Source organism: Scandinavium manionii (assembly GCF_024764775.1).
GTDB lineage: Bacteria > Pseudomonadota > Gammaproteobacteria > Enterobacterales > Enterobacteriaceae > Scandinavium > Scandinavium manionii.
In genome coordinates this window covers 426,957-453,698 of the sequence record NZ_JALIGC010000039.1, presented here as the reverse complement: position 1 = coordinate 453,698, position 26,742 = coordinate 426,957, and the positions used below count along the sequence as shown (strand labels likewise).

Below are 26,742 nucleotides of genomic sequence, written 5' to 3'. Positions count from 1 at the left end.
CCTAACTGTAGTGGCCAGCTTTTGTTGACCACTACATCTCCCCAAAAAACCGGTGTATTTGTGAGGATAGTTTTCTCGTAATCTGAACCAGAGAATGACTCTGAAATAATCGCTTTTTACCGACAACCAAATCATGTCCATCCAAATCTCTCACACTTGCCCATTTAACACAGATTTGCCTGATAGGATTTTCACAAATAACGGGTATGCTTAGCCGATCAGGTCCAGACCCCTTGTTGAGTGAAATTTCAGGTACACCCTTCTATGCGTAAAATGTTAAAAGTGCCGCTGCTACTGGCATTGTTGTCATGTTTGATGATGGCGCCTTTTCTGTCTCTGGCGGATGACAGCCCCGCGCAAACCGACGTGGAGCAACCTGTTAAGGTTAATGCCAACATCGCGTTACCTGCGCTGCAAAAACGTCTGGATGCCCTGAAGCAGCAGGTTTCCGCCGCTAAGGTGGATAAGCAATTTACCGCCCTGAACGATGACGCTCAGCGTCTGGTCAGCGATGCCGATAAGCTCGCCGTGGCGCTGGCTCCGCAGCTGGCACAGGTTCAGGCACAGCTTGATGTCCTCGGCCCGCCGCCTGCGCCTGGCACCCTGACGGAAACCCCGCAGGTCGTTAGCCAGCGTAAACAGCTCAATAATAGCAAGACCCTTCTCACCACTCAGATTGAGCAAACCAAAGCCATCGGCGTGGGGGCGCAAAACCTGTCTGCGCAAATCTTTGGTTTACGCCGCGATGCGCTGAAAACGCAAATTGCGCTGAATACGGGCAGTATTCTGGGCGAAAAGTTCTGGGCTCCGCTTATCAATCCAGCGGAGAAAGATGCCGCGCGCTTTGATGATTTTGGTTCACAGATTAGCGTCGTCTGGGATCAGGCATGGAGCGATGAATGGCGTATCGGCTCCGGCTTCTACTTACTGCTTGCGCTGATTATTGGTCTATTCGGACGCAAAGCGCTGGATAAACCCGTCGGCTGGATCCTCCCCCGCTGGTTGCCTCAGGGGCGTTTTCGTCGCAGCTTTCTCGCCTGTTTCACCACACTCAGCACGATGTTCACGCTGGGTATTAGCATGCAGCTGCTGTGTTATATCTTCACGCGGCTACCGGATACCTCGCAGCCGGTGCTGGAGTTTGCCGATCAGCTGGTTGAGCTAACCTACTTCTCGTCGGTCATCGCCGGGCTTGGGATTGCATTACTCTCAAACAACCATCCTTCCTGGCGTTTGCCGGGGATTGCCGATTCGCTGGCAAAAACGCTTGGCTCGTTTCCTGTCCTGCTGGCTACCTTCATCTTTATCTTTGGCACAATCGAGCAGCTCAACGCCCTTGTCGGGACCAGCATTGCCGCCACCCTGTTTGGCAATGGACTGTCGGCCTTGCTGGTCGCGCTGAACTGCCTGATAGCGCCGGTACGGGTTAACCGTATGCGCCGCAAAATGCGGGCCGATGGCGAGCAAACTGAAGCTCGCTCTACGATTGCGGGCTTGATTCATCTGGTAATAAGCCTGACGGCTGTCATCATTCTGGGTGCGCTGCTGATTGGTTATATCCCACTGGCGCGCTTTTTTACCTTCGAGCTGCTGTGGATTGGTCTGGTCGTCAGCTGCTTGTATCTGCTGATTCACTTCGTGGTCGATCTCTGCGAGTGCGTATTCTCACCTTCCACCCAAAGCGGCAAAATCCTCAAAAGCACACTGAGTCTTAACGATCGCCACCTGTCACTCGCCGCAACGTTGTTCTCGGCCGTCGGTAAAACCTCGCTGTTGCTGATGGCAGCCATTGCGCTGCTCAACGGGACTTTCGGCAGCACTACTCCCGTGGAGCTGCTGAAAAAAATCGTGGATATCTGGGGCGGGGAAGGTATCGGTGGGATAAATATTATCCCGGCGCATGCCATGAATGCCTTCCTGTGCCTGGTGGTCGGCTGGTACGTATTGCGCTCAACCCGTCGCTGGCTTGATAACGATTTCCTGCCAAAAACTATGATGGACCGCGGTCTACGGGCTTCGCTTGTCACGCTGTTCACTAACGTCGGTTATGTGCTGATCATCATGCTGACGCTTTCGATGCTCGGCATCGAATGGAACAAGCTGGCGTGGATTGTCAGCGCCCTGTCGGTGGGTATCGGTTTTGGTCTGCAGGAGATTGTGAAGAACTTTATCTCCGGCCTGATCCTGTTGACTGAACGCCCGGTCAAAGTGGGTGATTTGGTGAGTATTAGCGGTGTGGAGGGGGATATTCGTCGAATCAACGTTCGCGCGACGGAAATCCAGTTGAGCGATAAATCGACGGTGATCGTTCCGAACTCGCAGCTCATCTCGCAGAATGTGCGCAACGCCACCATGGGGAACGCACAAGGTGTGGCGACCATCGCCCTGACCTTTCCGCTGGACATCGATCCTGAACAGGTGCGTAACCTGTTGCTGATGGCTTATACCCTGCACGAATCCATTCTGGACGCCCCGGCACCGTCGGTGAGCTTTAAGGAACTCGGACCGAACGGCATTGTGCTGAGCGTCACGGGTTATGTGAACAGCCCGCGTATGGTCAGCTCAACGCGCAGTGACCTGCTATATGAAATCCTCAAAATGCTTCGCGAGGCGGGTGTCAGCCTGAGTCAGACGCAAACCATGATCCTCGAGCAGCCGCACAAAGCAGTGACAGAGGAATAATAAAATCCGGGAAGTTCTTCACCTAACATGCATGAGGTTGTGGGACTAAGATTTCGGAGTATTGAATGGAATTATGTCAGAGGGAATATTAAATATGATGATGCATGGATGCAGCCAGCAGAGAAAAGTAACAATGACAAATAAAAGGTCATGGCGCTTCTTAGCCCCTCTTAGTCTGAACATTTAATGGCCCTGTTGTCATGTCGTGTCCGCGATTCTCCCGCAGATTTACACCACCAACCCAGTCATATGAAGTACGCGCGTTAATTCTGCACGTGCATCGCTCCGTAATGTCTGCAACGGCGCGGGTACGCAGCGCTCCCACGCCCGCCATTACCGGAATACCGTCGGCCAGATCGACCGCAATCTGAATCGCCTTTCGCCGATCCTCAATCGAGAGATAGGAATAACAGCCCGTTGAGCCCAGCACGGCAATCAACAAGGGGTTTTACGCGATTTCCACACCCTGGCCATGCCTTCGCTTTCGGGGCGAACGGACTCAAAGCCGAACTTCTCGTATAGCTCAGGCACGTCGGCCATCAGCGTGACGTAGGCGCCATCGCAGGCATGGTTATCCAGCCAGGCGACGATGTGTTCCATGATGCCGCGGCCCAGGCCTTTGCCCTGGTGATCCGGGTCAACGGCAACGTCGACGATCTCGAGATTCAACGCGCCGTCGCCTACGATGCGCCCCATCCCAACCGGTACACCCTGATAAAGAATATGCACGCCATAACAGCTGTTCGGCAACGCCTTACTGACGGCTTCCGGCGGGCGCGGCGAAAGACCGGCTACCCGGCGTAAACGGCAGAAATCATCCACGGATGGGACGGTGTCAATGAATCTATAAGACTCGGTCATGAGAGAAACTCCGTAAAAACAGGTCTATCATTTTTAGCAGAGTCATGGGGAAAGGCATATTCAGGCGGCAAATAATAAAAAAACGGGGCTGATCGCCCCGTTGGTTAGTCACTGTTTTTGACGGTAATGTCTTCCGGCCCTTCGCGGCCCTGGTAATAGAACTCACCGGCTTCGCAGCGGAAGCTGGAAAACTCTGCCGGACGGCGGAAGTAGTAGCCCTGCGCTTTCTCGCAGCCCAGCGCTTTGAGCTTCAGCATCACGTCTTCATCTTCGATACCTTCGGCGATCAGCGGCACGTTAAAGCCGCTGGCCAGCATGATAAGCGAGCTGATGACCGACTGCGCTTTTTCATCGCCCATTACGCCTTGCACAAAGTTACGGTCAATTTTAATACTGTCGAACGGCAGCGCGTGCAGGTACGAGAGGCTGCTGAAGCCGGAGCCAAAATCGTCCAGCGAGATTGAAATACCGTGACGGCGCAAATAGCTCAACATTTTGCCGATGCGCTGCATGTCCTGCATCAGCACGCTTTCGGTGATTTCAATGCAGATATTGCTGTTCGCGAGGCCATTCTGGCGAATTGAATCCATCAGATGCCAGGCAAAATCCTGCTGGAGCAGCTGGATGGCCGACACGTTAATATGCAGCAGGAAATCCTGCGGCGCCCCACGCGCGATCATTTCCGCCAGTTCGCGACAGGCTTCTTCAATCACCCACTTGCCGAGCGGCACGATCAGGCCGCTCTCTTCCGCCAGCGGAATAAAGCGCGTCGGTGGGATATTGCCAAGCACTTCAGATTGCCAGCGAAGCAGGCACTCACCTTCACGGCAGTGGGCTTCGTTGTTCTGATCGATAATCGGCTGTAGCACCAGATGGAACTCATGCTGATGAATCGCATCGTTGAGATGCGCATGCAGCTTGATGTTGTACAGCTCTTTTTCGTACATTTCCTGCGAGAACAGCATGACCACGCCGTTACCGGTAGCCTCTGCCTGCAACAACGCCATGCCTGCGCTACGGCGGATCGCCGAGAAATTCTCTTCAGTGATCGTATCGATAACCATGCCCACGTTGCCGGTATAGACATATTTATTGTCGTTGGCTCGCTGCTCGCTGTCTTCGCCCATGAACATGGATTCCATCACGCCGCGGTAGCGCAGGTAATCTTTGTGCTGATTCATCCCGGGGAACACCACCAACAGTTTATCGGTGGTATCGCGAGCAATCAGGATATCGGTAGGCAGCAGGTCGCGCAGACGGGAAATAAACTCGTTGATAAACGTATCGGCGAACTCAGTCCCCAGCGCATTCACGATGCTGTACATGTTGTTGATGTGGATGAGTCCGACCATATTGCGCCGTTTATAGAGCCCAGGCTGCTGGCGCAATCCCGCGCGGGTCCACAGCGCGGTACCGTCATCCTCTTCAATCTTTTTACGCTGTAATTCAAAGGTTTCTGCCAGTTTGTGCGACAGGGCCATAAAGGTCGTTTCCAGCGAGGCGATTTCCGGGAAGTGGCGTTTATCTTTGGAAGGTGTCCAGCGGTGCGTCACCAGCTCATCCGCTTTGCGGGCGATCTCATTGAGCGGCCGCGTGGCGCGTGACAGCACAAAACCAACCGCCAGGAAACCGAGACCGCAGGCGATAAACAGCACCAGCATGACCACCTGACCATAATTAAGCATGGTCTGGGTAATCGCCGTTGCCGGGCTCACAATGATCCCTTTCCAGTGCAGTTGGCCTTCCTGATCTGTGACATCAAACGTGTCGGCATAGAAACGCTTGCCGTTGACCTTCACGGACAACATTCCAGGTTCTTTGCGCTTCGCCAGCGCGTTTCCGGCACTCACAATTTCTGGCACGCCGATTTTATCTAACGTTTGCAGCGCCAGTTCGTGGCGCTTCTCTTTGAGCATCGATTTGGTCAACGACGGCATCGACGAGGCCACCAGCTCATTTTTATCGTTCACGATAAGCAGAATACTTTCCGGGTACGGTTTGAAACGCTCCAGATTATTGTTCAGTTCAGAGAAATGCAGCTCGCTTGCCACCACGCCCATGAACGTACCGTTGCGGTCAAAGCCCGGTGAACTCCAGGCGATACCCGCCGTTCCAGCGGCATCATAATCACGAAAAGCAGGCGTCCAGTGCGATCGGCGATCGACCGCCGCAGCCTTGTACCAGATGCGCGAGTTGTTATCGTATGCGGAGATCACTTTTTCAACTGACGAATCGAGGCTGTAGTCACTGAGCAACGTGAGCTGATTGCCGGTTAAGGCGTCCTTTATCCCAAGATAGTTCTCTTGCAGCCTGTCGTGCGAGATACCAATGAAATCATTATCAGCACTGCCGAACTCCACCATGTCGAGATAGTCACGCTCGGAAAAAACATTAGTGACGTTGTTAATAAGCAGACCGCTGAGATCCCGCACTGTAAAGGTGCTGGCATCCATTTTGCTCAGGGCGTGAACGACAATCGCGTTCGACTGCTGCGGAACGTTGATATAGTTATTAACCGCTCGCTCGATAGTCTGCTTTTTCGAACTGAGGATTTCCTCACTGATGGTGTCGAGGAACGCGTACCCGACATAGTTAAGGAACGTATACATGGTGGCGAGCACCACGCAAAACGTCAGCAACAGCGTCAATAAAATGGTCTTGGTCAACGACAACGGGTAGGTGTCGACGGAGAACTTTTCCTTCAGGATTTGCATAGCGCGCCTCGGTTTCCGCTCAGGCTGTTATTCAGGCTGTACAACAAACTGACCATTGGCCGTGACAAAATCGGCAAAGGGTTTTGGTCGTGAGTAATAGTATCCCTGCGCCAGATCGCACCCCATTTCGCGCAGCTTGGCGGCCATTTCGGCGGTTTCCACCCCTTCGGCAACCAGCGGCACTTCGAAGCTGCGTGACAGCATCAGCACCGAGGCAATGACCGCTTCACTTTTCTTGTCTTCCAGCACGTTTCTCACAAAACCACGGTCAATTTTCAGGCAGTCGAATGGCAAAGAATGCAGGTAAGACAGGCTCGAATAACCGGAACCGAAATCATCAATAGCCACGGAAATGCCCAGGCGGCGCAGGTACGCGAGGATCTCGACGATCCGGTGTGTGTCATGCAACAGCACGCTTTCAGTAATCTCGATACAGATATTGTTGTTGTGCAGTTCATAACGATGAATGCACTCCAGCAGATGGCGTGAAAAATCAGCCTGTTGCAGCTGTACCGCAGAAATATTGATGTGCAGTTTAAAGTCAGACGGTGCGCCTCGAGCGATAAACGTCGCCAGCTCACGGCAGGCGGTATCGATTATCCATTTACCCATCGGCACTATCATGCCGGTGTGTTCGGCCAGCGCGATAAATTTATCCGGCGGCACGAAGCCAAGCACGTTGGACTGCCAGCGAATCAGGCACTCCCCTTCCTTACATTGCACCTGTTCCGCAAATGGCACGATTGGCTGCAGCACGAGGTGGAAACCTTCGGCTTGCAGATCGTTACGCAGTGCCTGGTGCAGACGCAGGTTGTTGACCTCTTCTTCACGCATTTCAGGCGTATAGAGTTCGCACGCACCATTGCGCTGATCCTGAGTGTGCTGTACGGCGAGGCTGACGTTACGCAGGCATTCGCTGAAATTTTCTTTGGTCAGCGGTTCGATAATCATCCCAGCATGGCCGGTAAAGATGTGCGATTCTCCGACAATATCCGCCGACTGTTCGCGAAACACGGAGGTGATCACGCCGCGATACCACGCCACGTCTTTGCTTTCGTACGTCCCGGTAAAAGCGATGATGAACGTGTCTTCACGATCGCGACAGCACAGCGCGCCTTCCGGCAGAATGCTGCGCAGACGGGCAGCAAAGGACTGAATAAACTCTTTCGCCAGCGCGCTGCCGAGTGCATTTTTGACGGAATTGAAGTTACTGACCTTAATCATCGCCAGCAGATTACGGTTGTCATACAGTGCAGGCGTGTGCATCAGGCCGCCGAGCGTCAGTAAGCCAGTTTCCGCATCTTCCTCAAGACTGGTACGGTGCGCACCCGCCGACGGCGTCAGTTCGGACACCCGTTCAAGCTCTTCGTTTAGCGTCGCCAGTTCCGGGAAGGTTCGCTTTTTGGTCTCTTTTTTCCACGGCTTGAGGCCAATCTCTTTGACCTTCTCGACGGTCTCTTTCAGCGAGCCGGTAAAGCGCAGGATAACCAGGCTAAGTGTCGCCATCAGCAGCAGGATGACCATCGCACTGGCGAGCGTAATCATCAAATGCTGCTGCCGGGTGGTCGCCAGTGCCGCCTGACGCGGCGCAACCAGCACGGCGTGCCATTTGAGCAGGTATTCGCTGTCGCGCACGTCAAAGGCCGTCGCCAGGAAGCGTTTCCCGTTGACATGGAATGAAGTCAATTTCTCGCAATTGCAGTCTTCGGCGTCATTAGTCAGCGAAGATGGCAGTTTGTCAGGCGTCATCGCGTTATCGGTGCTGGCTATGATGCGCTTGTTTTCGTCGATAATAAGCAGGGCGTAATCTTTACCCGGCAACAGCTGCGCCAGAAAGCCGCTCATTTTGGCTGGCATCAATCCGCTTGAAATCACGCCTGCAAACAGCCCTTCTTTGGTGTACACCGGCAGATGATAGGTGGCGATATGGCCTTTAACGCCGGGTTCGCTTATCCACCAAGGGTTACGCTGGTGCTGCGCGATATGGAACCACGAGAAGCGGTTCACGTTGAAATTGTTGACGGATTTAACGATGTTGCTTTGTTCGCTGATCCCGCTGTAGGTGACGAGCTGTGTCGGATCCTGCGAACTGCTGCGCTCGAGGTAAATACGCCCGGTGGTGCTGTCACGCTTTACGGAGAAATAATTCCCGTTGGCATCGGTCCAGGAGAAACTTTGCATCGCCTGAATATCCGCAAAAGCCCGGGAACCTAAATAGACTAATTCGGGGCGTACCATGCCATCGTTGACGGCGGCCTGGCTTCCCTGGAGGAATTTCTGCATCAACAGGCTGAGCTGGTGCGGGCTGTCGAGAAAATCTCCCAGCTTGAGCTGAACCATCTCACTCTGCGTGTTTAACAATTGCTCATTCATCAGATTTCCCGCTTTACGGGACTGATAGTCGAGCAGACCGGTAGCGCACAGGATCATGACCAGCAGTGCGACCAGCAAAATTATCATCACACTTTTCAGCAAAGTGAATGGGTAGGCTTTCAGGGAAGACTTTTCCATAGCTTGGGTGATTGCGTTAGCTCTAGCGTTAAAAGAGGTAAAAATTACAGTGTGTCATTTGCCTTAAGAGGCAGAAGGCACCAGAAGTTTGTCCATGACCGCAGGTGCGGCAGAGGTGCGGTTACGCCCTGCTTTTTTCGATTGATACAGGTATCGGTCGGCTTCAGAGAGCAGTTTGTCGAAGGCCTCAACCAGCTGTCGCCGTGTGGCCTGGCCGTGGCTCAGCCCGATACTGACGGTCAGAGAAAGCGTGTCTCCTCCCCAATTCACTTCCATCTGTTCAATCTCGGCGCGAATTTCTTCTGCCAGCAGATAGCCGTTATCACCGCAGGCATCCGGCATCACGACGGCAAACTCTTCGCCGCCCATACGCGCCACAATGCCCTTCTCACCCACCACGTCTTTGACCCGGCGAGCGAATTCGGTCAATACGCTGTCGCCGCAGTCGTGGCCGTGCGTATCGTTGATGCTTTTGAAATGGTCGATATCCAGCAGCAAAACGTTCAGTGCGGTATTGACCGTTTTCTCATCCTGCAAACGCAATTTTTCATACAAGCCGAAACGCGAATGCACGCGGGTCAGATAGTCGTAATTGGCGCGAGCCGACAGCTGTTTAACCAGCGTGTTGATGGCCTGTACGCTCACGGCCACTATCACTGGGCTGATAGCGACAGAGGCAATCCCCATGCGCGCAGAAACAATCTGCGTGATATGCCCGTTAATGCCGGAATACACCCAGTGAGAATCGACCATCAAGACCTCGGCGATACCGGTTAGCTGTGTCAGCAAACAGGTCACCTGCAGCGAATAACTGATCGCACACCAAATTAGCGCAGGCAGCGTAACGGCCAGACTGCCAATGCCCCCGCTGTGCGCGGAAGCAGTAATAGACAAAATCAGCAGGCCAAGCGGCATCACCCGGCGGATATCAAATTTTTGCGGCAGCAGATTGCCATTCCAGGTCAATAAGAAAGGCAGTACCAGCACGCTGGTAGAAAATTGCTCACTAAACCAGACGGAATAAATATTGAGGAAAGTCTGGTGGGATGTCAGCCCAAAACCGTAACTTCCGAGCAGCGAGGAAATTAACGCGCTCAGCAGGCAATAACTGTAAAGACGCAGGACGTTAATTTTCAGCTGATCTTCCGGCGTTTTCTTCTCGTATAAAATGGCTTTCGTCAGAATAACGACGAACGACATATTAGAAATCGTAATCAGCACCGAGCCCGCGTCATTATTACCGGACGCACCGGAACACAGCAGCAATACTAATAAACAGATTAAATAGTTATGCGGCCGATTAAAAAAGGGGAACCGTAAAAACAAACCAACCAATACCGCATTGAGCGGCCAGAACAGAGCCAAATGCCCAGTTTGCTGCATCATGCTGCTGGCAAGAAAAAGGACTAGCGTCGTCACCGTCAGGACGATGGTATTAAATAGCGTATTTTCTTCCTTCAGCATCGTCGAAGGATGAATCGTCAATTTATGCATGGGTCACTAGTTACTCTGGGATATCTGCCTGGTGCAGACAGGTTTGGCATACAGAGAATACGCATCCACGCGTAAGGCGACAAACATAAACCGATTCAAAAATAAACATTAACAATTTTATTGGTGAGCGGGGATTATAATGCCAGACACTCTATTTCCGACAATGCGCGATAATAAAAAAATGAAATCATTGCTTATTATCGCGACAATATGTGGTTAACAACCCGGCATATGTTGCATTATTGTGGCGCACTTTTCCGACACCGCGTCATACAATAAACGCACCGCCGCCGAGAGCTGTTTTCGATGCGGGCAAATCATATTCAGTGGAACTTTATCCCCCTGATAACCGGGAAGAATAATGTTCAATCGCCCTTGGGCAATATCGTCGCTGACGTCGAGCCAGGATTTATTGGCAATCCCCTCGCCCGCGATGGCCAGCCGTCGAATGACCTCGGCGTCGTCGCTCATCACGCTGCTGTTGACCTGAATTTCCTGCCTCTGCCCGTCGCGTAAAAAGGTCCAGCGATCGTAAACGCGCCCACGCAGAATATAGGTCAGCACGTCGTGCTGGCGCAATTCTTCCGGCGTTTTTGGTACATCATTTCGCGCAATCCATTCCGGTGATGCCACCAGCACGCGGCGGTTTTCAGACGCTACCGGTAATGAAATAAAGGACGCATCCTCATTATTTCCATAGCGAAACGCGACATCCACCGGATCCTTGAACACGTCGGTCAAACTGTCGGAAAAGAGAATCCGCAAGCGCAGCGCCGGGTGACGTTGACGAAAAGCCTGAAACACCGACAACAGCAGGTTACGACCAAGATCGGATGGCACGGCAATCTGCAACGTACCGCGAACTTCATCTTCCGGGGCCTGTATTTGTTGCAGCCCGGCATGGAGGGTGTCGAGCATTTGGGTGGCGAACGGCAGCCAGGTTTCCCCTTCCGGCGTCAGGCGCAGGCTACGGGTCGAACGAGCAAATAAGCGGATATTGAGCTGCGTTTCCAGGCGCTTAATCGCCGCGCTCACCTGCGCAGGCGGCATTCCCGCCTCGCGCGCCGCTTCGCTAAAACTGCCCAACGCCGCCGCGCGAACAAACAACGTTAAGTCTTCCAGTCTGAGCATTTCTCTCTCCTGCTGATAACTTTATGCATTGTAAGCACAAAAACCGGAATCGTCTCAAAATGCCTGACAGCCGCGCCAGCGCCTGCCATACGCAGTATTCTTTCGAGGTTTGCTTACACTTTTTTGCCCGTAAAGGGCTTGCCAGCAGGCGGTTTCATCGGGAATGATACGGGGCGGAAAATTTAAGTCCAGGCTGTCTAGTGAATGTATGTGTGGAGAAGGTATGCGTAAAACAAAAATGATGCTTCTGGGCGTACTGCTGGCGACAGCAGGTGCGGTATCAGCTGCACCGGCAACTGTGCCGACTTCTGGGATTCAGAAATACGAGTTAAAAGATTTTATTGCTGATTTCACCCATTTCAACATCGGTGATAGCGTGCCAGCAATGTACCGTTCGCAAGAGTACAATATCAAGCAGTGGCAATTGCGTAACCTGCCAGCCCCGGATGCGGGTAGCCACTGGACTTACATGGGCGGCAACTACGTCCTGATTGGCGACACCGACGGCAAGATTATGAAAGTCTACGATGGTGAAATCTTCTATCATCGTTAATGCTGCAAGCTGTGAGCGTTAGTCATGACGCTCACAGTGTCTTCTGAATTAACCTGGAGAACGTGATGATCATTCGCCCAGGACATCCTTCTGACCGTCCTTTCCTTCGCACCTTATACCTTCACGCACGTAGAATCAGCTGGCCGTGGGCCGACAGCAGCGACTGGCAGCTGGAAGATTTTGATGCCGCCACGCTCGATGAAACCGTGTGGGTTGCTGAAATTGACGGCCATCGCGTCGGGTTTGCTTCCGTCTGGGAGAGCGATAATTTTCTGCATAATCTGTTTGTTGACCCGAACTGGCAGGGTCAGGGCGTGGGTGCCACGCTGCTTGAGCATGTGCAAACAACCTTTACCAGCACCGGCGCGCTGAAATGCCTGGTGCAGAATGAACAGGCGCTGACGTTTTATCATCATCACGGATGGCATACAGAGGCCCGCGGCGCGTCACCTGATGGCGATTACTGGTTATTGCATTACCGTCTCCGCTGACGCCCCATCCGCATACATTTTTATCATTCAATTTTGAGAGCTTCCTTCAGGGATTAGCCCTTGTCAGCGTCACGTCAGAGTTTACAATGCACTGTATATATAACCAGTCACCGCTACACTCTGGAGAAGACTATCATGGAAGCGCCCGCCGTCTGGACTCACCCTCTACTCTATGTTGACATAGAACCCCAAACTGACTTTGCCGAAGCCGCCACCCACTGCGAGAAGCTAGCCGCCGGTGCGCTGGATACGGAACACCTGCCAACGCAGCATGAGCTTTACCAACGCCTGCACGAATGCCTGACTCAGTTACAACCGACGCTGCTTGAACCGATTGATGAAAATCAGATGGCGCAGTTTACCGTCAGCACCCTGCCCCGCTCTCGTCCCACCATGGATACCGAAAGTGAACTGCTGTGCGAGTATTGTCTGGCACTGAGCCATCTGCTGTCCGGCAACCCACTGAGCATCAGCGTCGAAGAGACGTTGCAGGGCCTGTTGTATGAGCTGACCGCGTTTATGACCGATACCATGCTGGCCCCGCGCTGGTTATCAACGCCGCAGGGGTTGCGGCCTATTACCTGAAATGGCAGAAAAAAAAGCCACCGACGGTGGCTTTTCTGTTCAGTGCGAACGCGTGCTTACACGGCGCGGAAGGCAATCTCACCTGGGATGACTTCTCCCTGCCAGTAAAGCTGTGCGGCCACGCGGCCTGCCAGCTGGCGATACAGGGTGGTGAATTCACTGTCCGGACGCGCGACAACCGTTGGGGTGCCGCGATCGAGATCTTCACGCAGGCTGATATGCAGCGGCATCTGTCCCAACAGCTGAGTGTGATACTGCTGTGCCAGACGCTCTGCGCCACCGGTGCCAAAAATGGGCTCGTGGTGACCGCAGTTGCTGCACACATGCATGCTCATATTTTCGACGATACCGAGCACCGGCACTTCGACTTTCTCGAACATCACGATGCCTTTTTTGGCGTCGATCAGCGCAATGTCCTGCGGGGTAGTGACCACCAGCGCGCCGGTGACCGGAATGTTCTGTGCCAGCGTCAGCTGAATGTCACCAGTGCCTGGCGGCATATCCAGCACCAGATAATCGAGATCCGGCCACATCGTTTCTTGCAGCATCTGCAACAACGCTTTGCTGGCCATCGGGCCACGCCAGACCATTGCGTTGTCGTCGGTCACCAGATAACCAATCGAGTTGGTGGCCAGATTGAATTTCATGATTGGCGCCATGTGGGTGCCATCAGGGGATGTCGGGCGTTCGCCTTCTGCACCGATCATCATCGGCACGGACGGGCCGTAAATGTCGGCGTCAAGAATGCCGACTTTTGCGCCTTCAGCGGCCAGCGCCAGCGCCAGGTTTACCGCGGTAGACGATTTACCTACACCGCCTTTGCCAGAACTCACGGCAACGATGTTCTTCACGCCGTTAATGCCCGGCTGATTTTTAACGCGTTTCAGCGTGGCAATCGCGTGCGACAGCTTCCAGTCGACCGCTTTCGCACCGGTAATGCGCAGCAGATCGGCACTGCATTGCTCTTTCAGCTCTTCAAACGCGCTCTGCCAGGCGAACGGCATCTGGATTTCAACGTGAATGATGTCATCGAGCCACGCCACATGGTGCAACGCTTTCAGGGCCGTAAGGTTGTGCTTCAGGGTTGGGTGCTGAAAATTGGCCAGCGTACCCGCGACCATCGCACGCAGGCGCTCCGGGGATTTGGCCTGGGATTGTGAATTCATCCCGACTCCTTTGTCGTTATTCTGGAAGAACTAATTGTAACTGCGAGTGCGACGCGGAGGTAACAATTATTCAGATATGGATTAATGTCCCACTCGCGTAGCGGATTATTTGGCGTTTTGGTAATATCGACACCCCCTTCAAAAGCAGGAAGTAATGTTCACTATGACTCAAGTCGCGAAAAAAATTCTGGTAACGTGCGCACTGCCGTACGCCAACGGCTCCATCCACCTCGGTCATATGCTGGAGCATATCCAGGCTGATGTCTGGGTCCGTTACCAGCGAATGCGCGGCCATCAGGTCAATTTCATCTGCGCCGATGACGCCCACGGCACGCCTATCATGCTGAAAGCTCAGCAGCTTGGCATCTCCCCGGAGCAGATGATTGCCGAAATGAGTCAGGAACATCAGACCGATTTCGCCGGCTTTAACATCAGCTATGACAACTACCACTCAACGCACAGCGATGAGAACCGTGAGCTGTCCGAGCTTATCTACGGCCGCCTGAAAGAGAACGGTTTTATCAAAAACCGCACCATCTCTCAGCTTTACGATCCGGAAAAAGGCATGTTCCTGCCGGACCGTTTCGTGAAAGGCACCTGCCCGAAATGTAAATCCCCGGATCAGTACGGCGATAACTGCGAAGTGTGCGGCGCGACCTACAGCCCAACCGAGCTTATCGAGCCGAAATCGGTGGTATCCGGCGCTACGCCGGTGATGCGCGAGTCTGAGCACTTCTTCTTCGACCTGCCATCCTTTAGCGAAATGCTGCAGGCATGGACCCGCAGCGGTGCGCTGCAGGAGCAGGTCGCGAACAAAATGCAGGAGTGGTTCGAGCACGGTCTGCAGCAGTGGGATATCTCCCGCGATGCGCCGTACTTTGGCTTTGAAATCCCCGGCGCACCGGGTAAATACTTCTACGTCTGGCTGGACGCGCCAATTGGCTACATGGGTTCCTTCAAGAACCTGTGCGACAAGCGCGGCGATACCACCAGCTTCGACGAATACTGGAAAAAAGATTCCGACGCCGAGCTGTATCACTTCATCGGTAAAGACATCGTTTATTTCCACAGCCTGTTCTGGCCTGCAATGCTGGAAGGCAGCGGTTTCCGTAAACCGACCAACCTGTTCGTCCACGGTTACGTGACAGTGAACGGTGCGAAGATGTCCAAATCTCGCGGCACCTTCATCAAGGCCAGCACCTGGCTGAACCATTTCGATGCCGACAGCCTGCGCTACTACTACACCGCGAAGCTCTCTTCCCGCATCGACGATATCGACCTTAACCTCGAAGATTTCGTGCAGCGCGTGAACGCCGACATCGTGAATAAAGTGGTGAACCTGGCGTCCCGTAACGCGGGCTTCATCGCCAAACGCTTCGACGGCGTGCTGGCGGCGGAACTGGCTGACCCTGCGCTGTACAAAACCTTCATCGACGCCGCACAGACCATTGGCGACGCGTGGGAAAGCCGTGAATTCGGTAAAGCCGTTCGTGAAATTATGGCGCTGGCTGACCTTGCCAACCGCTATGTTGACGAACAGGCACCGTGGGTGGTGGCGAAACAGGAAGGCCGTGATGCTGACCTGCAGTCCATCTGCTCCATGGGTATCAACCTGTTCCGCGTGCTGATGACCTACCTGAAGCCGGTTCTGCCGATGCTTTCAGAACGTACCGAAGCGTTCCTGAACACCGAACTGAGCTGGGACAGTATTCAGCAGCCGCTGCTTAGCCACAAGGTAAACACCTTCAAGGCGCTGTATAACCGTATCGACATGAAGCAGGTTGAAGCGCTGGTTGACGCGTCTAAAGAAGAAGTGAAAGCCCTGAGCGCGCCGGTGACTGGCCCGCTGGCGGATGACCCGATTCAGGAAACCATCACCTTTGATGATTTCGCCAAAGTCGACATGCGCATTGCGTTGATTGAAAACGCGGAGTTTGTTGACGGTTCTGACAAGCTGCTGCGCCTGACGCTGGATATCGGCGGAGAGAAACGCAACGTCTTCTCCGGGATCCGTTCTGCGTATCCTGATCCACAGGCGCTGATTGGTCGTCTGACAATGATGGTGGCAAACCTTGCGCCGCGTAAAATGCGCTTCGGTATTTCCGAAGGGATGGTGATGGCCGCAGGCCCTGGCGGGAAAGATATTTTCCTGTTAAGCCCGGACAGCGGTGCGCAGCCTGGTCAGCAGGTTAAATAATGAAGAAGGCCGGATGATTATCCGGCCTTTTTTTATGCGTCGTTTAGGCTTTCTTTTCAGGCTTCGGATTAAAACGAGCCGTCAATCCTCGCAGGAAATAGCGCAAGAACTGATCGCCGCATTCGCGGTAATTTTTATGATCCGGCGCGCGCATCATGGCGGTAATTTCCGGCATTGAAACGCGGAACTGCTGCTCAGTCAGAATAGCCAGAATATCATCGGTTTTGAGAGAGAACGCGATACGCAGCTTTTTCAGGACCAGGTTATTGGTCATGCGGCGTTCTGTCACCAGCGCCGGGGCAGAGTCATCTTTCCCGCGCTTGTCATAGATAAGTCCGTTGAGCAACAGCGACAGCATAATGTCCGGGCAGCGCTGAAAACCGGCGTCGTCTTCTTTACGCACCCAGGCATCGATCATCTCTGGGGTGGCAACGGCTTCCGCCAGCGCCCACAGGCGAACCAGCCCGGCATTATTGGTTTTCAGGATGTAGCGCAGGCTACGGATGATATCGTTACTGATCATAGCGTCTTAAACTTGTATTTGGACAAAGGCGAAGTGTACCAGTTTTACAGCCCTAACGCCTCTTTCAGACTCTTTAGATAACGACGGCTCACTGGCACGGTTTGTCCGGCACGCAGCAATAACTCCGCCTGCCCATTCTCTTCCAGGCGAATCTCTTTCAGGTGCGACATATTCACCAGATGCTGACGATGGCAGCGCAGCAGCGGCGTACGGTTTTCCAGGGTGCGCAGCGTCAGCTCGGTGTAACCTTCTTTACCCGCGCCATCGGTGACATACACACCGCTCTTGCGGCTGCTGACAAACGCCACATCTTCCATCTGCAATAGCCAAATCCGGCTATGCCCGGTGCAGGGAATGAATTTCAGCGCCTGCTGGCTTTCGCCGAACACCGAGATATCCTGCTGGCAGCGCTCCTGGCGCAGACGCCCGAGGGTTTTATCCAGCCGCTTCTCTTCGATGGGCTTGAGCAGATAATCAAAAGCGTGTTCTTCAAACGCCTTCACCGCGTATTCGTCAAAGGCGGTGAGAAACACCACCCACGGACGGTGCTCCGGGTCGAGCATGCCAATCATTTCCAGGCCGCTGATGCGCGGCATCTGAATATCGAGAAACACCACGTCGGGCCGCAAATGATGCACCGCGCCAATGCCTTCTACCGCGTTGTCGCATTCGCCCACGATTTCAATATCGGCCTGCTTCTCCAGCAAAATGCGCAGATTTTCCCGCGCCAGCGGCTCATCATCGACAATCAATACCTTCAGCATGCATTTTCCTCCACAGGCAGTCGCAGGGTAATACGGGTAAAAATATCCGGCTCGCAGGTGACGGTTATTCCGCATTCGTCGCCGAAGCGCGCCCGCAGCCGTTTATCCACCAGCGTCATGCCCAGGCCGCTCGCCTGAGCGTCAGGCTGATACAGCCCGGCGTTATCTTCAATATCCAGTTGCAGCCAGCGCTGATGCAGGCTCGCCTGCACCGTGATTTCGCCGATCCCCAGATGCTGCGAGGTGCCATGTTTAATCGCATTTTCCACTATTGGTTGCAGGGTAAACGCCGGTAGCTGGTGATGGGCCAGCGCGGGTGGCACGTTGAGATGCACCTGCAACCGCGCCTGGAAGCGCGCTTTCTCAATTTGCAGATACGCATTCACATGCTCAATTTCATCGGCCAGGGTGACAATTTCCGACGGGCGTTTGAGATTTTTGCGGAAGAAGGTCGACAGATACTGCACCAACTGTCCGGCCTGCTCGCTGTCGCGGCGAATTACCGCTTTCAGGGTATTCAGGGCGTTAAACAGGAAATGCGGATTGACCTGGGCGTGCAGCAGCTTAATTTCTGACTGGGTCAGCAGCGCCTTTTGCCGCTCGTATTGCCCGGCGAGGATCTGCGCCGACAACAGCTGGGCGATGCCCTCGCCCAGCGTGCGGTTAATGGAACTGAACAGACGGTTTTTGGCTTCATACAGTTTAATGGTGCCAATCACCCGCTGATTTTCGCCGCGCAGCGGGATAACCAGCGTCGAGCCGAGTTTGCAGTTGGGGTGAATCGAACAGCGGTACGGCACTTCGTTGCCGTCGGCGTACACCACTTCCCCGCTGTCGATGGCTTTCTGGGTATAGCGCGAGGAAATCGGTTTACCGGGCAGGTGGTGATCGTCGCCGATCCCGGTGAACGCCAGAAGCTTTTCTCGATCCGTTATCGCCACCGCGCCGATATCCAGCTCCTGAATCAGCACCTGCGCCACCCGCATGCTGTTTTCTTCGTTAAAACCCTGCCGCAAGATCCCTTCGGTCGAGGCCGCCACTTTCAACGCGGTGGTGGAAAACGCCGAGGTGTATTTCTCAAACATCGCCCGCTTGTCGAGCAGAATACGCATGAACAGTGCGGCACCCACGGTATTGGTGACCATCATCGGCGCAGCAATGCTTTGCACCAGATGCAGCGCATCACTGAATGGACGCGCGATCAGCAGGATTATCAGCATTTGCACCATTTCGGCGACAAAGGTCACCACGCCCGCGGTGAACGGATTAAAAACCTTATCGCTGCGCCCACGCCGCACCAGTACGCTGTGAACCAGCCCGCCCAGCAGGCCTTCCACAATGGTCGACACCATGCAGCTCAGCGCAGTCATTCCCCCCATCGAATAGCGGTGCAGCCCGCCTGTCAGCCCGACCAGACCACCCACCACCGGGCCGCCGAGCAGGCCGCCCATCACTGCGCCGATGGCCCGGGTATTGGCTATCGAATCTTCGATATGCAGACCGAAATAGGTCCCCAGAATGCAAAAAATGGAGAATGTGACGTAGCACAGCAGCTTGTGGGGCAGACGGACGGTGACCTGCATTAACGGAATGAACAGACGTGTTTTGCTCATCAGCCAGGCGATAACCAGAAACACGCACATCTGCTGAAGCAGCAACAACACCAGATTAAATTCGTACATACCCGCCGACCGCATAAACGTTGAAAGCGCGTAACATACACGTTGTAACCAGCTGTTTCCTTGACCGCCGAGGCAAAACGCGAAATTCCTGCTGTCGCTCACACTTTTCGCTGACCTGATGCGGCTTTTCTGAACAAAAAACGATCAGATTTTCCTGGTTCGTCGAACACCGTCTACAGTTATGATGGGGATGCGCGAGCTGAGGTGATACATGGCGCTTTACACGATAGGTGAAGTGGCTCTGCTTTGTGATATTAATCCGGTGACGCTGCGTGCCTGGCAGCGGCGTTACGGACTGTTAAAGCCCCAGCGAACCGATGGTGGGCATCGGCTGTTCAACGATGGTGACATCGACAGAATTCGCGAGATCAAACGCTGGATAGAAACCGGCGTGCAGGTCAGTAAAGTCAAAACGCTGCTTATTGAGGTCACCGCCGAACAGCAAAGCGGCTGGCGAGAGCATCAGGAAACGCTGCTGCGCTTTTTGCAGGGTGGTAATCTCAACCGTCTGCGACTGTGGATCAAAGAGCGTGGGCGCGATTATCCCGCTCAAACCCTGGTTTCTCATCTGTTCATTCCGCTCAGGCTTCGCCTGCAAAGCTCCCAACCAACACTACAAACGCTGTTAAGCGTGCTGGATGGGGTGCTTATCAATTACATTTCGGTGTGCATGGCCTCGGCGCGAAAACGTCAGGGACGCGATGCGCTGGTGGTCGGCTGGAACATTACCGACACCACCCGGCTATGGCTCGAAGGCTGGGTCGCCTGCGAACAGGGCTGGCGCGTGGACGTGCTGGCACACTCACTACACCAGCTGCGCCCGGAGCTGTTTGACGGTCAGACCCTGCTGGTGTGGTGCGGTGACAGCTCCACCGTTGGGCAACAGGCACAGTTGCAGCAGTGGCACGATCAGGGGCTAAACGTGCTGCGCCTGGGAAATTAAGGGTTCATTAACAAGCGTGCTTCATCATATAATCGGCGGGTTAACATAAGGAGCACATGATGAAACCTGCCAAACTGGCTATGATCACCCTATTCGTTCTAATGGCCGTGGGCGGCATTGGCGGTGTAATGCTCGCGGGCTACTCCTTTATCGTCCGCGGTGGTGTCGGCTGAGTAACCTCGCCAGACGCTCAAACGCCCGGTCAACCAGAATTGCCGCCAGCGCGACCAGCACCGCTCCCTGAATCACATACGCCGTGTTAAACCCGCTCAAGCCGATGATAATCGGCGTCCCGAGGGTGTTCGCCCCCACCGTTGACGCAATGGTCGCGGTGCCGATATTCACAATGACTGAAATGCGGATCCCGGCGATCATCACCGGTGCGGCCAGCGGCAGTTCCACTTTCAGCAGCCGCTGCCAGCCATTCATCCCCATCCCCTGCGCCACGCTCAATACGCTCGATGGCACCGACGCCAGCCCGGCCAGCGTGCCCTGTAAAACAGGCAAAATGCCGTACAGGATCAGCGCAATAATCGCCGGTTCACGGCCAAAGCCCATCACCGGCACCGCAATCGCCAGCACCGCCACCGGCGGAAACGTCTGCCCCATTGCGGCAATGGTTTCCACCAGCGAGCGAAATTCACGGCCCGCCGGGCGCGTCACCGCTATCCCGGCCCCCACGCCAACGACCGTTGCCACCAGGCTCGAAATGCCCACCAGCGAGAAATGCGCCAGCGTCAGCGACCAGAAACTTTGCTGCTGATAGACCGGGCGCGGCAGCTCAGGGAACATCGCGCTGAACAGCGGCCCGCTGTAGGGCATCAGCGCCAGCAGCGCGATAAACAGCAGTAACAGCCAGACAAGCGGATCACGCACCACCTTCACGGGAGTCCTCCCCACGCAGCAGATCGGCAAAATGCAGCGATCCGCATGGCGTCCCGTCGTCGTTCACCACCGGCAGCACTTCGCTGCGACGCGCCACAAACAATGAGAGCGCCTCACGCAGCGACATCGATGCCCGCAGCGGTTCACCTGTAATGTGCGCGTCGGCGCGGACATAATCCCCGACGCCCCGCAGCGACAGCAATCGCACACCCAGCTCGCTGCGTCCAAAAAATTCGCGCACAAAATCGTTTTCCGGCGCAGTCAGCATCGACAGCGGCGTGCCCTGCTGGACCACTTCGCCGTTATCCATCAACACCAGATGATCAGCCAGGCGCAGCGCTTCATCGATATCGTGCGTCACCAGCACGATGGTGCGCCCGAGTAACTGATGAATGCGGCGCATCTCCTGCTGTAGCGCCCCGCGCGTCACCGGGTCGAGAGCGCCGAAGGGTTCATCCATCAGCAATACTTCAGGATTGGCCGCCAGCGCACGGGCCACGCCGACACGCTGCTGCTGTCCCCCAGAAAGCTGATGCGGCAGGCGATCGCGCAAAGAGGCATCCAGCCCCAGTAGCGCCATCAGTTCGTCAATGCGCTCATTGATGCGTGCCCGCGTCCATTTTTGCAACTGCGGCACGGTGGCAATGTTTTGCGCCACCGTCCAGTGAGGAAACAGGCCTATCGACTGGATGGCGTATCCCATCCTACGGCGCAGCGCCAGCACCGGCTGCTGGCGAATATCTTCCCCGGCGAAGCGAATGGTGCCGCTGTCATGCTCCTCCAGGCGATTAATCATCTTCAATGTGGTGGATTTTCCGGAACCTGAGGTCCCGATAAGCACCGAAAAAGCGCCCTCTTTCAGATTCAGATTGAGGTTTTTCACCGCCGCTTTGCCGTCAAATATTTTGCTTACCTGCTGAAATTCAATCATGGGCTTCTCCTCCCAGTAAGGCTATCCACAGGCTGAACAGCGCATCCACAACCACCGCCATCGCAATCACCGGAATAACGCCAAGCAACACCAGGTCGAGCGCACTGCTCAACAAGCCCTGAAACACCAATGCACCAAAACCGCCCGCGCCGATCAGCGCCGCCACTACCGCCATACCGACCGTTTGCACGGTGACCACCCGCAGGCTGCGCAGCAGCACCGGCAACGCCAGCGGCAGCTGGACTTTCCAGAAGCGCTGGGCCTGGCTCATGCCCATTGCCGCCGCGCTTTCGAGCACGTCGGCGGCAACCTGCTGCATTCCGGCAACCACGCCGCGCACCAGCGGCAGCAGAGCGTACAACACCAGCGCAATCAGAGCGGGCGTCAAGCCAGTACCGCCAATGCCCCAGGAAGACAGCCACGGGAATTGTTTCACCAGCCCGGCGAGCGGCGCAATCAGCAGGCCGAACAGGGCTACGGAAGGGATAGTCTGAATAATATTGAGGACGGTAAAGACGCGGGTTTGCCGCCCCTGATGACGCCAGCACCACAGCCCGAGCGGCACCCCAATCAGCAGGCCCGGCAGTAGCGTGCCGAACAGCAAAATCAGATGCTGCTGCAACGCGCTGTCGAACACATCCTGACGGTTGAAATACTCTTTCATCAACGACAGTGAATCGAGCTCACCGGACCACAGCAGCGCCACCGGGATAATCCAGATTTGGGCATTCAGCAGCCAGCGCCAAAGCGATTTCTGAGTAAGCCGTCGGATAGCATCGCTGCACATCAGCAGCGCCACCGCCAGCCAAAGCCACAGCCCACTGCCCGGCGAGGTGCGCGCCAGCGGGCTACCGCTTTGCGCCAAAGTCGTCGCCGCTTTGCCGCTGCTCCAGAGCAGCAGTATAAAGAGGATCTGTGCCAGAATCAGCGTCAATACCAACGCCCCCCGGCCTCTCAGCAGGCTTAAGCCCGCCAGGACCAGCGGCACAATAAGCAACAGTGCAGGCGGAAAAGTCCAGATTTGCCACAACTGGCGGCTTTCGCCCGAGAGCAGCCGGTTGGCGGCATAATTCACGAAGGGTAACGCTGCGGCTGCCAGTGCAATCAGCACCAGCAGCAACAGAACCCGGTTTTGACAGGATATTCGCACGTACTTACTTCACCAGTCCTTGTTGTTTCAGCCAGTCAGCGGCCACTTTCTTCGCATCCAGCCCTTCTACCGCAATACTGGCATTCAGTTTTTGCAGCGTCTTCGCGTCCAGTTTTTCAAATACCGGCTTCAGCCATTCCGGGATTTGCGGATATTCTTTCAGCACCGCCTCACGTATCACCGGTGTCGGCGCATAAATTGGCTGAACGCCTTTCGGGTCAGTCAGCGTTTGCAGACCCAACGCCGCCACCGGGCCATCGGTGCCGTAGGCCATCGCCGCGTTTACGCCGGAGGTTTGCTGCGCCGCCGCTTTGATGGTCACCGCAGTATCACCGCCCGCCAGCGACAACAGCTGACTCTGGTCGAGTTTGAAATCGTAGGCTTTTTCAAAAGCGGGCAGCGCATCCGGACGCTCAATAAACTCTGCCGACGCCGCCAGTTTGAAGGTGCCACCTTTTTTCAGGTACGCGCCCAAATCCTCCAGCGAGATGAGTGTGTTCTTCTGCGCCAAATCCTGACGTACCGCGATGGTCCAGGTATTGTTCGCCGGAGACGGCGTCAGCCAGATAAGCTTGTTCTGTTCGGCGTCGAGTTTTTTCACTTTCTCGTAGCCCTGCTGCGCATTCTTCCACGCCGGATCGTTATCATCCTTAAAGAAGAACGCCCCGTTGCCGGTGTATTCCGGGTAGATATCCAGTTCCCCGGAGGTTATCGCCCCGCGCACAACCGGCGTCGTGCCCAGCTGCACTTTGTTCACGGTTTTCACGCCGTGGTTGTCCAGTACCTGCAAAATAATGTTGCCGAGCAGCGCCCCTTCGGTATCAATCTTCGAACCCACTTTCACTGGTTCTGCAGCCTGAGCGGTCGCCGCAAGCAACAGCGCCCCCGCAATACCCCACGTTTTTATGACCATTCGTATTCCTCGTCTGTTGTGTATTTTCAGGGCGTTAGACTAAAAGATAGTTGAAAAACCGTATTTTCGAAATCTCAAAAGCGTATTTAGATAGATGGATTAAAGCGAAGCGGTGGTGTCGCAGAGTCAAAAAAACAACCAAAAGAAAAGGCCGGTTTCCCGGCCTTTGAAGATTTACTGCAGTTCGAATGCGCCCTGCTTCACGCGGGCAGAATCGACGCCGATAAAGATATTGAATTTGCCTGGCTCTGCGGCGTATTTCATTTGCTGGTTCCAGAACTTCAGCGCGTTGACGTCGATCGGGAAGCTGACGATCTGGGTTTCACCTGGCTTCAGCGTAACCTTTTCGAAGCCGCGCAGCTGTTTCACCGGACGGCTCATCGACGCGGTGACATCCTGCACGTACATCTGAATAACCGTCGCGCCTTCGCGTTTACCGGTGTTGGTCACGTCAACGCTGGCGGTCACGCTGCCGTCGGCCTTCATGGTCGCGGCAGACATTTTCACGTCAGAAACGTTGAAGGTGGTGTAGCTCAGACCATAACCGAACGGATACAGCGGGCCGTTGGCTTCATCAAAGTAACGGGAGGTGTATTTGTTCGGCTTGTCGGCGTTGTACGGACGACCGGTGTTCAGGTGGCTGTAGTACGTCGGGATTTGACCCACCGAGCGCGGGAAGGACATCGGCAGTTTGCCCGACGGGTTGTAGTCGCCAAACAGCACGTCGGCGATGGCGTTGCCGCCTTCGGTCCCGGCGAACCAGGTTTCCAGCATCGCGTCAGCCTGCTGATCTTCCTGCACCAGCGTTAACGGACGGCCGTTCATCAGCACCAGCACCAGCGGTTTACCGGTGGCTTTCAACGCGGCAATCAAATCTTTCTGACTCTGCGGAATGCTGATTTCGGTACGGCTGGACGCTTCGTGGGCCATGCCCTGCGCTTCACCGACGACCGCAACCACTACGTCAGACTGCTTGGCGGCAGCAACCGCTTCGTCAATCATCGCCTGCGGTGAACGGGTATCCACTTTCACCGCTTCTTCGTACAGATTGAGGAAGTTGACGATGTCTTTATCGTTGGTGATGTTCGCGCCTTTGGCGTAAATCACTTTGGCGTTATCGCCGACGGCGGTTTTAATCCCGTCGAGAACCGGCACAGACTGATCAGCCACACCCGCAGCGGACCAGCTGCCCATTACGTCACGCTTGCTGTCGGCCAGTGGGCCGACCACGGCAATGGTGCCGGACTTTTTCAGCGGCAGCGTGTTCAGACGGTTTTTCAGCAACACCAGGCTTTCACGCGCCACTTCACGCGCATCGCTGCGGTGCAGACGGCTTTCAGCATTGGTGTCCTGCGGGTCAGACTCTTTCGGCCCCAGGTGGCTGTACGGATCGTTAAACAGACCCATGTCATATTTGACGTTCAGCACGTGGCGCGTGGCGTCATCCACTTCCGCCATCGACACTTTGCCGCTCTTGATAAGCTCCGGCAGATATTTGCTGTAGTACTCGTCGCTCATGCTCATGTCGATCCCGGCTTTCAGCGCCACGCGGACTGCGTCTGACGGATCCGACGCCACACCGTGCTTGATGAGCTCTTTGATCGCACCGTGATCGGAAATGGTGATGCCTTTGAAGCCCCACTCTTTACGCAGAACGTCTTTCAGTAGCCAGGTGTCGGAGGTCGCCGGGGTACCATTCAGGGAGTTCAGCGCCACCATCACGCCGCCGCTGCCCGCATCCAGCCCCGCTTTGTACGGCGGCATGTAATCGTTGAACAGACGCTGCGGGCTCATGTCTACGGTGTTGTACTCTTTCCCGCCTTCCACTGCGCCGTACGCCGCGTAGTGTTTGACGCTGGTCATCACCGCGTAACGTTCAGCCGGGCTTTTGCCCTGCATCGCTTCGACCATGGTTTTACCCATCATCGAGGTTAAATAGGTATCTTCGCCGAAACCTTCAGATGCGCGGCCCCAGCGCGGATCGCGTGAAACGTCGACCATTGGCGCCCAGGTCATGTTCAGGCCATCGTCGGCGGCTTCGTAGGCGGAAATGCGGCCCACGGTACGCACCGCGTCGAGATTAAAGGAAGAGGCAAGGCCGAGGCTAATCGGGAAGACGGTACGCTGACCGTGAACCACGTCGTAGGCGAAGAAGAGAGGAATTTTCAGGCGGCTGAGTTGCATCACCTGATCCTGCATGGCGCGAATGTCTTTGCGCGTCACGGTGTTAAAAATCGCGCCCACCTGACCGTCTTTGATCATCTCGCGGATGGCTTCTTTCGGGTTGTCCGGGCCGACGCTTATCAGACGCAGCTGACCAATTTTTTCATCGACGGTCATTTTCTTGAGCAGAGCGGTGACAAACGCATCGCGCGCCTCAGGCGTCAGCGGGTGGTTACCGAACATTTCGTCGGCCATCGCGGGTTGCAGCGCAAGGCTAACGGCAACGCCAACAGAACAAAGCCATTTCATCTTATATTCTCTCTCTTCAGACCGGGTATCACGGCAAAAGCCTGCCAAAAAACAGCAGTTTGCCATAAGCCCGATAAGGGTGCGAACAGAAAGC

General features: G+C 55.0%; 22 protein-coding genes. 7 read left to right on the top strand and 15 right to left on the bottom strand.

Annotation, left to right across the window (positions count from 1 at the left end; genetic code table 11):
* The first annotated feature begins 264 nt into the window (after positions 1-264).
* Positions 265-2,682 carry a DUF3772 domain-containing protein gene (locus tag MUU51_RS16540; RefSeq protein WP_258968150.1) on the top strand — a complete coding sequence of 806 codons (2,418 nt, stop codon included), beginning with the start codon at positions 265-267 and terminating at the stop codon, positions 2,680-2,682.
* 160 nt (positions 2,683-2,842) lie between these two features.
* On the opposite strand, the gene MUU51_RS16535 is transcribed toward MUU51_RS16540, so the two are convergent.
* The 6 genes from MUU51_RS16535 to MUU51_RS16510 form a co-directional block, all read right to left on the bottom strand.
* The gene (locus MUU51_RS16535) at positions 2,843-3,112 is read right to left on the bottom strand and encodes a dihydrodipicolinate synthase family protein (protein ID WP_258968251.1); all 270 of its coding nucleotides are present in this window, start codon (positions 3,110-3,112) and stop codon (positions 2,843-2,845) included.
* Between the two features lie 5 nt (positions 3,113-3,117).
* Positions 3,118-3,543: a GNAT family N-acetyltransferase gene (locus MUU51_RS16530; protein WP_159770670.1), complete on the bottom strand. Its 426-nt coding sequence runs from the start codon at positions 3,541-3,543 to the stop codon at positions 3,118-3,120.
* Between the two features lie 104 nt (positions 3,544-3,647).
* Positions 3,648-6,257, bottom strand: coding sequence for an EAL domain-containing protein (locus tag MUU51_RS16525; protein WP_258968149.1), 2,610 nt, complete (start codon positions 6,255-6,257; stop codon positions 3,648-3,650).
* 27 nt (positions 6,258-6,284) lie between these two features.
* Positions 6,285-8,768: a bifunctional diguanylate cyclase/phosphodiesterase gene (locus MUU51_RS16520; RefSeq protein ID WP_159770664.1), complete on the bottom strand. Its 2,484-nt coding sequence runs from the start codon at positions 8,766-8,768 to the stop codon at positions 6,285-6,287.
* A 63-nt stretch (positions 8,769-8,831) separates the two neighbouring features.
* A complete protein-coding gene (locus MUU51_RS16515) occupies positions 8,832-10,262 on the bottom strand; it encodes a GGDEF domain-containing protein (RefSeq protein WP_159770661.1) in 1,431 nt (476 codons plus the stop codon).
* Between the two features lie 216 nt (positions 10,263-10,478).
* On the bottom strand, positions 10,479-11,393 hold the full coding sequence (locus MUU51_RS16510) for a LysR family transcriptional regulator (RefSeq protein WP_258968148.1): 915 nt from the start codon (positions 11,391-11,393) through the stop codon (positions 10,479-10,481).
* Positions 11,394-11,616: 223 nt separating this feature from the next.
* Between MUU51_RS16510 and MUU51_RS16505 the strand changes: the two genes are divergently transcribed.
* From MUU51_RS16505 to MUU51_RS16495, 3 genes are all read left to right on the top strand, one after another.
* The gene (locus tag MUU51_RS16505) at positions 11,617-11,946 is read left to right on the top strand and encodes an RcnB family protein (RefSeq protein ID WP_159770655.1); all 330 of its coding nucleotides are present in this window, start codon (positions 11,617-11,619) and stop codon (positions 11,944-11,946) included.
* Positions 11,947-12,011: 65 nt separating this feature from the next.
* On the top strand, positions 12,012-12,437 hold the full coding sequence (locus MUU51_RS16500) for a GNAT family N-acetyltransferase (RefSeq protein ID WP_159770652.1): 426 nt from the start codon (positions 12,012-12,014) through the stop codon (positions 12,435-12,437).
* A gap of 135 nt (positions 12,438-12,572) precedes the next feature.
* On the top strand, positions 12,573-13,022 hold the full coding sequence (locus MUU51_RS16495; protein WP_159770649.1) for a hypothetical protein: 450 nt from the start codon (positions 12,573-12,575) through the stop codon (positions 13,020-13,022).
* A 56-nt stretch (positions 13,023-13,078) separates the two neighbouring features.
* Here the strand turns inward: MUU51_RS16495 and apbC are convergent, their stop codons facing one another.
* On the bottom strand, positions 13,079-14,188 hold the full coding sequence (apbC, locus tag MUU51_RS16490; RefSeq protein WP_159770646.1) for an iron-sulfur cluster carrier protein ApbC: 1,110 nt from the start codon (positions 14,186-14,188) through the stop codon (positions 13,079-13,081).
* Between the two features lie 163 nt (positions 14,189-14,351).
* On the opposite strand from apbC, the gene metG reads away from it, so the two are divergent.
* The gene (gene metG, locus MUU51_RS16485) at positions 14,352-16,385 is read left to right on the top strand and encodes a methionine--tRNA ligase (RefSeq protein WP_159770643.1); all 2,034 of its coding nucleotides are present in this window, start codon (positions 14,352-14,354) and stop codon (positions 16,383-16,385) included.
* 43 nt (positions 16,386-16,428) lie between these two features.
* Here the strand turns inward: metG and MUU51_RS16480 are convergent, their stop codons facing one another.
* From MUU51_RS16480 to MUU51_RS16470, 3 genes are read right to left on the bottom strand one after another with little or no spacing between them, the layout of a single operon-like run.
* Positions 16,429-16,908: a YehS family protein gene (locus tag MUU51_RS16480; RefSeq protein WP_159770619.1), complete on the bottom strand. Its 480-nt coding sequence runs from the start codon at positions 16,906-16,908 to the stop codon at positions 16,429-16,431.
* 44 nt (positions 16,909-16,952) lie between these two features.
* Positions 16,953-17,672: a two-component system response regulator BtsR gene (gene btsR / locus MUU51_RS16475; RefSeq protein ID WP_258968147.1), complete on the bottom strand. Its 720-nt coding sequence runs from the start codon at positions 17,670-17,672 to the stop codon at positions 16,953-16,955.
* Positions 17,666-19,354, bottom strand: a complete 1,689-nt coding sequence (locus MUU51_RS16470; protein ID WP_258965365.1) for a sensor histidine kinase — start codon at positions 19,352-19,354, stop codon at positions 17,666-17,668. The genes btsR and MUU51_RS16470 overlap by 7 nt, the downstream gene beginning before the upstream one ends.
* Before the next feature lie 211 nt (positions 19,355-19,565).
* Between MUU51_RS16470 and mlrA the strand changes: the two genes are divergently transcribed.
* Positions 19,566-20,297 (top strand): HTH-type transcriptional regulator MlrA, encoded by a 732-nt coding sequence (gene mlrA, locus MUU51_RS16465; RefSeq protein ID WP_159770593.1) that lies wholly within the window; start codon positions 19,566-19,568, stop codon positions 20,295-20,297.
* A 59-nt stretch (positions 20,298-20,356) separates the two neighbouring features.
* The gene (locus tag MUU51_RS16460; protein WP_159753519.1) at positions 20,357-20,470 is read left to right on the top strand and encodes a protein YohO; all 114 of its coding nucleotides are present in this window, start codon (positions 20,357-20,359) and stop codon (positions 20,468-20,470) included.
* Here MUU51_RS16460 and MUU51_RS16455 read toward each other — a convergent pair.
* The 5 genes from MUU51_RS16455 to bglX all read right to left on the bottom strand — a co-directional run bounded on the left by MUU51_RS16455 (position 20,445) and on the right by bglX (position 26,648).
* Entirely contained in the window at positions 20,445-21,182 is a 738-nt protein-coding gene (locus tag MUU51_RS16455) for an ABC transporter permease (RefSeq protein ID WP_159770590.1), read from the bottom strand. The two genes, MUU51_RS16460 and MUU51_RS16455, sit on opposite strands and share 26 nt — an antisense overlap.
* A complete protein-coding gene (locus MUU51_RS16450) occupies positions 21,166-22,113 on the bottom strand; it encodes an ABC transporter ATP-binding protein (RefSeq protein WP_258968146.1) in 948 nt (315 codons plus the stop codon). Before MUU51_RS16450 ends, MUU51_RS16455 begins: the two co-directional genes overlap by 17 nt.
* Positions 22,106-23,263, bottom strand: coding sequence for an ABC transporter permease (locus tag MUU51_RS16445; protein WP_159770584.1), 1,158 nt, complete (start codon positions 23,261-23,263; stop codon positions 22,106-22,108). Before MUU51_RS16445 ends, MUU51_RS16450 begins: the two co-directional genes overlap by 8 nt.
* Positions 23,264-23,267: 4 nt before the next feature.
* Entirely contained in the window at positions 23,268-24,176 is a 909-nt protein-coding gene (gene osmF / locus MUU51_RS16440) for a glycine betaine ABC transporter substrate-binding protein OsmF (RefSeq protein ID WP_159770581.1), read from the bottom strand.
* Between the two features lie 174 nt (positions 24,177-24,350).
* Positions 24,351-26,648, bottom strand: a complete 2,298-nt coding sequence (gene bglX, locus MUU51_RS16435; RefSeq protein WP_258968145.1) for a beta-glucosidase BglX — start codon at positions 26,646-26,648, stop codon at positions 24,351-24,353.
* Positions 26,649-26,742: the final 94 nt, after the last annotated feature.

Bases quoted from the DNA above. Each gene is read 5' to 3' on its own strand.
- MUU51_RS16540 (WP_258968150.1), top strand. From the start codon at position 265: ATGCGTAAAATGTTAAAAGTGCCGCTGCTACTGGCATTGTTGTCATGT.
- MUU51_RS16530 (WP_159770670.1), bottom strand. From the start codon at position 3,543: ATGACCGAGTCTTATAGATTCATTGACACCGTCCCATCCGTGGATGAT.
- MUU51_RS16525 (WP_258968149.1), bottom strand. From the start codon at position 6,257: ATGCAAATCCTGAAGGAAAAGTTCTCCGTCGACACCTACCCGTTGTCG.
- MUU51_RS16520 (WP_159770664.1), bottom strand. From the start codon at position 8,768: ATGGAAAAGTCTTCCCTGAAAGCCTACCCATTCACTTTGCTGAAAAGT.
- MUU51_RS16515 (WP_159770661.1), bottom strand. From the start codon at position 10,262: ATGCATAAATTGACGATTCATCCTTCGACGATGCTGAAGGAAGAAAAT.
- MUU51_RS16510 (WP_258968148.1), bottom strand. From the start codon at position 11,393: ATGCTCAGACTGGAAGACTTAACGTTGTTTGTTCGCGCGGCGGCGTTG.
- MUU51_RS16505 (WP_159770655.1), top strand. From the start codon at position 11,617: ATGCGTAAAACAAAAATGATGCTTCTGGGCGTACTGCTGGCGACAGCA.
- MUU51_RS16500 (WP_159770652.1), top strand. From the start codon at position 12,012: ATGATCATTCGCCCAGGACATCCTTCTGACCGTCCTTTCCTTCGCACC.
- MUU51_RS16495 (WP_159770649.1), top strand. From the start codon at position 12,573: ATGGAAGCGCCCGCCGTCTGGACTCACCCTCTACTCTATGTTGACATA.
- apbC (WP_159770646.1), bottom strand. From the start codon at position 14,188: ATGAATTCACAATCCCAGGCCAAATCCCCGGAGCGCCTGCGTGCGATG.
- metG (WP_159770643.1), top strand. From the start codon at position 14,352: ATGACTCAAGTCGCGAAAAAAATTCTGGTAACGTGCGCACTGCCGTAC.
- MUU51_RS16480 (WP_159770619.1), bottom strand. From the start codon at position 16,908: ATGATCAGTAACGATATCATCCGTAGCCTGCGCTACATCCTGAAAACC.
- btsR (WP_258968147.1), bottom strand. From the start codon at position 17,672: ATGCTGAAGGTATTGATTGTCGATGATGAGCCGCTGGCGCGGGAAAAT.
- MUU51_RS16470 (WP_258965365.1), bottom strand. From the start codon at position 19,354: ATGTACGAATTTAATCTGGTGTTGTTGCTGCTTCAGCAGATGTGCGTG.
- mlrA (WP_159770593.1), top strand. From the start codon at position 19,566: ATGGCGCTTTACACGATAGGTGAAGTGGCTCTGCTTTGTGATATTAAT.
- MUU51_RS16460 (WP_159753519.1), top strand. From the start codon at position 20,357: ATGAAACCTGCCAAACTGGCTATGATCACCCTATTCGTTCTAATGGCC.
- MUU51_RS16450 (WP_258968146.1), bottom strand. From the start codon at position 22,113: ATGATTGAATTTCAGCAGGTAAGCAAAATATTTGACGGCAAAGCGGCG.
- osmF (WP_159770581.1), bottom strand. From the start codon at position 24,176: ATGGTCATAAAAACGTGGGGTATTGCGGGGGCGCTGTTGCTTGCGGCG.
- bglX (WP_258968145.1), bottom strand. From the start codon at position 26,648: ATGAAATGGCTTTGTTCTGTTGGCGTTGCCGTTAGCCTTGCGCTGCAA.